The sequence below is a fragment of the Cupriavidus sp. 01L46 genome, assembly GCF_056399905.1.
Genome location: NZ_JBFTSF010000360.1, coordinates 1 through 5,774, shown reverse-complemented (window position 1 = coordinate 5,774; position 5,774 = coordinate 1). Strand labels below are relative to the sequence as shown.

General features: G+C 67.0%; 6 protein-coding genes. 3 read left to right on the top strand and 3 right to left on the bottom strand.

All coding sequences use genetic code 11. The features are described 5' to 3' along the window. Positions 1-552 precede the first annotated feature (552 nt). The 3 genes from mmsB to AC1DS3_RS34215 are packed head-to-tail and all read left to right on the top strand — an operon-like array spanning position 553 to position 3,384. Positions 553-1,452, top strand: a complete 900-nt coding sequence (gene mmsB, locus AC1DS3_RS34225) for a 3-hydroxyisobutyrate dehydrogenase (RefSeq protein WP_441635242.1) — start codon at positions 553-555, stop codon at positions 1,450-1,452. After that, positions 1,449-2,219, top strand: coding sequence for an enoyl-CoA hydratase (locus AC1DS3_RS34220; protein WP_477128919.1), 771 nt, complete (start codon positions 1,449-1,451; stop codon positions 2,217-2,219). Before mmsB ends, AC1DS3_RS34220 begins: the two co-directional genes overlap by 4 nt. Positions 2,220-2,229: 10 nt before the next feature. Next, a complete protein-coding gene (locus tag AC1DS3_RS34215) occupies positions 2,230-3,384 on the top strand; it encodes an enoyl-CoA hydratase/isomerase family protein (protein ID WP_441635246.1) in 1,155 nt (384 codons plus the stop codon). A 60-nt stretch (positions 3,385-3,444) separates the two neighbouring features. Here AC1DS3_RS34215 and alaC read toward each other — a convergent pair whose 3' ends face one another. From alaC to AC1DS3_RS34200, 3 genes are all read right to left on the bottom strand, one after another. Then, positions 3,445-4,701 (bottom strand): alanine transaminase, encoded by a 1,257-nt coding sequence (gene alaC / locus AC1DS3_RS34210; protein WP_477128918.1) that lies wholly within the window; start codon positions 4,699-4,701, stop codon positions 3,445-3,447. Positions 4,702-4,833: 132 nt separating this feature from the next. Then, positions 4,834-5,346, bottom strand: coding sequence for a 2-thiouracil desulfurase family protein (locus tag AC1DS3_RS34205; protein WP_477128917.1), 513 nt, complete (start codon positions 5,344-5,346; stop codon positions 4,834-4,836). Positions 5,347-5,427: 81 nt separating this feature from the next. After that, positions 5,428-5,774: winged helix-turn-helix transcriptional regulator (locus tag AC1DS3_RS34200; RefSeq protein ID WP_477128916.1), on the bottom strand; the 347-nt coding region annotated here is incomplete at its 5' end.

Here is a 5,774-nt window from a genome sequence, read left to right as displayed (position 1 = left end):
ACCGCCCGCCAGGGCCCACTGTGCTCTGGCGCGGCTTCTTCATCCTGCACGAGAGCATCAAGATGTATCGCATCTTCCGCCAGAACGAATGAAGTCATGTCGATGATTTGTGGGTAATCCTGAGCSCACAAGTGGGAGAGGGGAGCCAACCAGCGGCAAGATCAACCRAYTGKKGTAGCCGTGTRAAGCGCCCGAAGGGGCGGGAAACACCCACGGCGATGCGAAGCGAGCCGTGGAGGTGTGCCAAGGCCGTATGGGGCGCCTCGGGATTCGGCGAAAAGAGCGGAAAAGAGGGACCCATGTCTGAGTATCGCCTTAAGGCGATGCGAGTTTGGGTCCCGGCCGCTCTTTTCGCCGAAGCCCGAGGGGTAGTCGCCCCATCCGGCGCGCCTTTTTTGCCTACTTTTTTGGCAAGACAAAAAAGTAGGTCGCCGCGCCGCAGGCGTGGTGAAACTGCAGTTGCTTTTGACGTTAAGCAGTTGCAGTTAAGCAGTTGCAGTTAAGCAGTTGCCACAAACACCAAACACCAAACACCAAGAGTAAGGAGCCAACATGCACATAGCCTTCATCGGCCTAGGCAACATGGGCGCCCCCATGGCCCGCAACCTGCTCAAGGCAGGCCACACCCTGACCGTATTCGACCTCAACCCCACCGCCCTGTCAGCCCTGCAAGCCGACGGCGCAGCCGTAGCCCCCTCCGCCCGCAAGGCTGCCGCCGAAGCCGACTTCGTCATCACCATGCTGCCGGCCGCTGCTCACGTCCGCGCCACCTACCTCGGCCCGGAAGGCGTCCTTGCCGGCGTACGGCCCGGCGTACCGCTAGTGGACTCCAGCACCATCGACCCGGCCACCATCCGCGCACTGGCCGTCGAGGCCAACCAGCAAGGCAACCCGATCGCCGACGCCCCTGTCTCCGGCGGCACCGGCGGCGCGCAGGCCGGTACGCTGACGTTCATGGTCGGCGCCGAACAAGCCCTGTTCGAACAACTGAAACCCGTGCTGTCCGGCATGGGCCGCAACATCGTCCATTGCGGCGGCACCGGCACCGGACAGGTCGCCAAGATCTGCAACAACCTGATCCTCGGCATCTCCATGATCGGCGTGTCGGAAGCCATGGCGCTCGGCGTCAAGCTGGGCATCGACGCCGGCGTGCTGGCCGGGATCGTCAACACCTCCACCGGCCGCTGCTGGGCCGCCGACACCTGCAACCCTTACCCGGGCGTGATCGAGACCGCGCCGGCCTCGCGTGGCTACAGCGGCGGCTTTGGCGCGGACCTGATGCTCAAGGACCTGGGCCTGGCCACGGATGCCGCCCGCAGCGTGCGGCAACCGCTGTTCCTCGGGGCGCTGGCCCAGCAGATCTACCAGGCGGTGAGCCAGGCCGGCGACGGACAGCTCGACTTCTCGGGCGTGATCCGCCAGTACCTGGCCCAAGAGGAGCGGCAAGCATGATCGAGCACGTCATCGACGGGCACATCGCCCGCGTCACCCTCAAGCGCCCGCCCGCCAATGCATTCAACGCCGAGGGGCTGGCACAGTTGCAGCAACTGGTAGCCACGCTGAATGCAGACACGCGCGTGCGCGCCATCGTGATCACCGGCGACGGCAGCCGCTTCTTCAGTGCCGGCGCCGACCTCAACGGTTTTGCCGATGGCGATCGCGCCCATGCGCGGCTGATGGCGCAACGCTTCGGTGCCGCCTTTGAGGCGCTGCAAAACGCACGCCCCCTGGTGATCGCGGCGATCAACGGCTATGCAATGGGCGGCGGGCTGGAATGCGCGCTGGCCTGCGACGTGCGCATTGCCGAGGAACAGGCCCAGATGGCGCTGCCGGAAGCCGGCGTCGGCCTGTTGCCGTGTGGCTGCGGCACGCAAACCCTGCCCTGGCTGGTGGGCGAGGGCTGGGCCAAGCGCATGATCCTGGCCAACGAACGCATCGATGCCGCCACCGCGCTGCGCATCGGGCTGGTGGAAGACATGGTGCCCACGGGCCAGGCGCTGGACGCGGCGCTGCGGCTGGCCGAGCGCGCCAGCAATGTGAGCCCGCGGGCGGCTGCCTACAGCAAGCAGCTGGTGCACCTGGCGCGCCAGGGCGTGCCGCGCGGCCCGGCGCTGGCGCTGGAGCGCGAGCGCTTTGTCGACCTGTTCGACGGCGAGGACCAGCGCGAAGGCGTCAACGCCTTCCTGCAAAAACGTGCGCCGCAATGGCGCGATGCCTAGGAGCCACGCCATGCGCCTGAACCCGAACGATGCCGCGCAGGGGCATCCTGCAGCCATGCCGAGCGCCGAAGACGAGGTGTGCTTCGTCGAGATCAACGGTATCGGCCTGATCACGCTCAACCGGCCGCGCCAGTTGAACGCCTTGTCCTACCCGATGATCGGCCTGCTCGATGCGCAGCTTGCCGCCTGGGCCGCACGCGACGACATCGCCGCGGTGGTGCTGCGCGGCGCGGGCCCCAAGGCGTTCTGCGCCGGCGGCGACATCCGCGCGCTGTACGACAGTTTCCACGCGGGTACGGCGCTGCATCGCCAGTTCTTTGTCGACGAATACCAGCTCGACTACCGCCTGCATGGCTACCCCAAGCCGGTTGTGGCGCTGATGGACGGCATCGTCATGGGCGGCGGCATGGGCCTGGCGCAGGCCGCGCACCTGCGCGTGGTCACAGAGCGCTCGCGCGTGGCCATGCCGGAGACCGGCATCGGCCTGGTGCCCGATGTGGGCGCGAGCCATTTCTTGTCGAAGCTGCCGCTGGCCCTGGCGCTCTATGTCGGGCTGACAGGCGTGACGCTTGGCGCTGCCGATACGCTGCTGTGCAAGCTGGCCGACATGGCCGTGCCTGCCGCAAGCCTGGAGCACTTCGAGCAGACGCTGGCAGCCATCAACCGGACAGGCGACGTGCTGGCGGACCTGCGCGCCGCGCTGCAGGCAACGCCTGCCGACAGCGCGCCGGCGGCGCCGCTGCAGTCGGTGCTGCCTGCCGTGCTGCGGCATTTCCGGGCAGACGCCAGCGTGGCAGCCCTGCTCGACAGCCTGGCCGCGGAATCCGACCCGGCCTATGCCGACTGGGCCGCGCGCACGCTCGATATCCTGCGCGGGCGATCGCCGCTGATGATGGCGGTCACGCAGGAATTGCTGCTGCGCGGCCGCGACCTGGATCTTGCCGATTGCTTCCGCATGGAGCTTGGCGTGGTGTCGCACGCGTTCACGCAGGGCGATTTTATCGAGGGGGTGCGCGCGCTGATCGTCGACAAGGACAATGCGCCGCGCTGGCGCGTGAAGGATGCGAGCGAGGTCAGCGAGGCCGTGGTGCAGTCGTTCTTCGACAGCGCATGGCCGCGTGAGTCCCACCCGCTGGTCATGCTTGGCCGATCAGGGAATGCCTGATGGTTGCACGCCGGCCTGGCGCCGGCGTGTGGTCACGTGCATGCGGATAAAACCACGCACTCAGTCCTTGGGCTTCGGCGCGTGGCCGTGCGGCTGGTGCTCGTCCACCGGCACCTTCACCAGCCCGTCCGCGCGGAACATCGCCTTGATGCCGCGCACCGCCTGGCGGATACGCGCTTCGTTCTCGATCAGCGCAAAGCGCACGTACTCGTCGCCGTAGTCGCCAAAGCCGATGCCGGGCGAGACGCAGACCTTGGCCTTGGCCAGCAGTTGCTTGGAGAACTCCAGCGAGCCCAGCGCGCGATACGGCTCGGGGATGCGCGCCCAGATATACATCGACGCCTTGGGAATCTCCACCGGCCAGCCGGATTCAATCAGCCCGCGTGCCAGCACGTCGCGGCGTGTCTGGTAGTGCGCGGCGATCTCCTTGACGCATTGCTGGTCACCTTCCAGCGCGGCAATGGCGGCGACCTGCAGCGGGGTGAACGTGCCGTAGTCGTGATAGCTCTTCATGCGCGTGAGCGCGGCCACCAGATCCGGGTTGCCCACCATGAAGCCGATGCGCCAGCCCGCCATGTTGTAGCTCTTGGACAGCGTGAAAAACTCCACGGCAATGTCTTTCGCCCCTTCCACCTGCATGATCGACGGCGCCTTCCAGCCGTCGAACACGATGTCGGCATAGGCCAGGTCGTGCACCACGAAGATATCGTGCTTGCGCGCCAGCGCGATCACGCGCTCGAAGAAGTCCAGTTCCACGCATTGCGCGGTGGGATTCGACGGAAAGCCCAGCACGATCATCTTCGGCTTGGGATARCTGCCGCGAATGGCGCGCTCCATCTCGGCGAAGAAGTCCACGCCCGGCACCAGGGGCACGGAGCGGATATCAGCTCCGGCAATCACCGCGCCATAGATATGGATGGGATAGCTCGGGTCGGGCACCAGCACGGTGTCGCCGCGATCGAGCGTGGCCAGCATCAGGTGGGCCAGCCCTTCCTTGGAGCCGATGGTGACAATGGCCTCGGTGTCCGGATCGATCTCGACGTCGTAGCGCTCGCGATACCAGTGCGAGATCGCGCGGCGCAGTCGCGGGATGCCCTTGGAGGCGGAGTAACCGTGGGTATCGGGGCGCTGTGCGGCTTCGGTAAGCTTGGCAACGATGTGCGGCGKCGTGGCGCCGTCCGGGTTGCCCATGCTCATGTCGATGATGTCTTCGCCACGGCGGCGCGCCGCCATTTTCAGCTCGGCGGTGATATTGAAGACGTACGGGGGAAGACGATCGATACGCGCGAAGCGGCGCTTGCCTGCGGAGGCTGACATGGATTTTCCTTGAACGTAAGCGCCCGGAACCGTCCGAGCGACGCTGCCAGCCGTTGGTGCGGCCGACCGGAAAGATCTTAGCGGCGAATACCGGCCGCGTCTACGGCTTTTGCAAGCTGGGCGGCGGCACCACTACGCACCGGGCACGCCGGCCGTGCGGATCAGGGCATCGATCTCGCTTTCATTCCAGACGCGCACGCCAGCCTCGGCCAGCAACGCCGCGGCCACGCCCTGGCCCGGGCGCAGCGCGCCGCCAAATGAACCATCGTAGTGTTCATGATTGCCGCACGACGGGCTCAAGGCTTTGAGCAGCGCGTGCCGGCATTGACGCTGCCGGGCGATGGCCAACGCGTCGCGGGCGCCCGCCACGAACGGCGCGGTCACGTCGGCACCGGTGGCATCGCGCACCATGGCCGCGCCGGCCAGCACCTGCGGGCCGCTGCCGCCGACGATCTCGGCCGGCGGGCGCRGCGTCGGCAAACCCCCCATGGATTCCGGGCAGACCGGGATCAGTTCGAAATGCCGCGCCAGCGTGACCAGCGTGGCGTCGGGCTGGGCCTTGGCCTGGCCGTCATAGCGCACGGGCTGGCCAAGCAGGCAGGCGCTGACAAGAAGGGGCGGCCGGGTGAGAGATATTTGCGGCATGGCGATGAGCGAGAAGAGATGTTGGACAGTGCTGGACAGTGTTGAAGGTCGGGATAGTCGATGGATCCGGCGCCGGGCTGACTACAACGCGTCCTCGCCGACCTTCCTCACCACCGCATCGTCCGGCCCGAGCAGCCGGCCATCCTCGGCACGCACCTCGAGCGGCCGCACCGGCTTGCCAGCCTTGCTGTCCACCAACACGGAATGCGGCTCGCCAGGGACATAGAAGAACGCTTCGCCCCACTGCCGCAAGCCCACCACCACCGGAAACAGCGCGCGCCCTTTCGGCGTCAGCACGTATTCCTGGTAGGCGCTGCCGTCGGAGGCCGGCACCTGTTCCAGGATGCCGTGGGCCAGCAGCGTGCGCAGCCGGCCGGCGAGGATGTTCTTCGCCAGGCCGAGGCGGATGTTCTTCGCCAGGCCGAGGC

Bases quoted from the DNA above. Each gene is read 5' to 3' on its own strand.
- mmsB (WP_441635242.1), top strand. From the start codon at position 553: ATGCACATAGCCTTCATCGGCCTAGGCAACATGGGCGCCCCCATGGCC.
- AC1DS3_RS34220 (WP_477128919.1), top strand. From the start codon at position 1,449: ATGATCGAGCACGTCATCGACGGGCACATCGCCCGCGTCACCCTCAAG.
- AC1DS3_RS34215 (WP_441635246.1), top strand. From the start codon at position 2,230: ATGCGCCTGAACCCGAACGATGCCGCGCAGGGGCATCCTGCAGCCATG.